The sequence below is a fragment of the Kitasatospora griseola genome (assembly GCF_014648555.1).
GTDB lineage: Bacteria > Actinomycetota > Actinomycetes > Streptomycetales > Streptomycetaceae > Kitasatospora > Kitasatospora griseola.
Genome location: NZ_BMRI01000006.1, coordinates 175,211 through 176,598 on the forward strand (window position 1 = coordinate 175,211; position 1,388 = coordinate 176,598).

Below are 1,388 nucleotides of genomic sequence, written 5' to 3' on the forward strand. Positions count from 1 at the left end.
ACCGTCACGCCGGTGTCCTGCCAGAGCTCCACGGCGGCGCCGGTGCGTTCGGGGCCGCGATCGGCGAGCGGCGGGTCACCGCCGTCGGGATCCTCGCAGGCCTGCTCGTCGAGCCAACCGCGCAATTCGGTGGGCACATCGGGCGGCGCGCTCTGCGGGACGTGGTCGAGCACCAGCAGCGCCCGGTCCGGCTGGTCGGTCGGCCGCGCGATCGCGGCAGGCAGGTCGCTCAGCCACAACTGTTCCCAGGAACGCGTGTCCCTGGCCCGCTGTGTTCCGCTCTGCACCACTTCACGCAGGAATCCGAGCAGCGCGGCGGTCTGCCCGATGACCTCCGGATTCCGTGCATGCAGCCGTTGAACGTCCACCATTCTCCCCTCGGTCGGTGACGAACATTCCAGGATGACCATGGACGTTCCGGCCGGGGGGAGATGGCGGCAAACTGGCTGGATTCACACCAAGTCCTGGCTTGGACACGATACGTTGCCACCTGGCGTGCGCCCCGCCTCAGAGTTGCGGTGCTGTCGCGGGCAGTCCGGAGTCGGTGGCGGCCGGGTCCCGGAGAGGGATGGCCACCGTCCAGTGCTTTCCGTCGGGGTCGATGCGAACGTCCAGGTCGGGGTCGTCAGCCACCTCCTGGAGCAGGGCTTCGTGCAGTTCCTCGCTCTGCTTGCGGGTCGCGCTCCAGGCCCGGCTGTAGTGCACCAGACGCTTGGCCTCCGACTGGGGAGCCAGCTCCAACTGGATCACGGCGAAGATGCAGTCCACCTGATGGAAGCCGAGCTCCTTGAACCATTCCAGGAGCGCCTCGATGTCGGTTCCTACGGCCAGCCGGCGGCGGGCCTCGGCCAACAGGTCCTGGTAGTCGGGGCGTTGCACGGCGATCACGGTCAGCGGCCTCCTGAGAGGGTGTTCGATAGGGGATTCCCCCCAACTGTCCGGCTTTTCTCGATGCGGCACGGACTCGGTTCCAGGGTCTCGTGGCGGCAGGGTCCGTGTCCGCGATATTGGTCAACTGTGACGGAACGACGCAGGTATCCCTCGGACTTGAAGGACGATCAGTGGGAGCTCATCGAGCCCATGCTGGTGGAGTGGCGACGCACCCGCACGGAAGGACGTGAGCCGACGACCGGGCTGCGCGAGGTGGTGAACGCGATCCTCTACGTCGCCCGGACCGGGATCGCCTGGCGGTACCTGCCGCACGACTTCCCGCCCCACACCACCGTCTACGGCTACTTCAAGGAGTGGGAACGCGATGGCACGACCGAGCGGATCCACGACACCCTCCGTGACCAGCTGCGAGCGAAGAACGGCCGCCGGATCCTGCCGACTGCGGCGATCATCGACGCCCAGTCGGTGAAGGCCTCGCCCAACGCCCCGGCCGACAG

At 67.7% G+C, this 1,388-nt stretch carries 3 protein-coding genes; 1 reads left to right on the forward strand and 2 read right to left on the reverse strand.

Annotated elements, in window-relative coordinates; translation table 11 throughout:
* Both IEZ12_RS38105 and IEZ12_RS10380 read right to left on the reverse strand, forming a co-directional pair.
* Positions 1 to 410 (reverse strand): hypothetical protein (locus tag IEZ12_RS38105; RefSeq protein WP_229847404.1); only part of this gene is annotated, 410 nt, incomplete at its 3' end.
* Positions 411 to 507: 97 nt separating this feature from the next.
* On the reverse strand, positions 508 to 888 hold the full coding sequence (locus IEZ12_RS10380) for a hypothetical protein (protein ID WP_189271738.1): 381 nt from the start codon (positions 886 to 888) through the stop codon (positions 508 to 510).
* Positions 889 to 1,017: 129 nt separating this feature from the next.
* On the opposite strand from IEZ12_RS10380, the gene IEZ12_RS38110 reads away from it, so the two are divergent.
* On the forward strand, positions 1,018 to 1,388 hold a 371-nt coding region (locus IEZ12_RS38110), incomplete at its 3' end, for a transposase (RefSeq protein ID WP_229847405.1).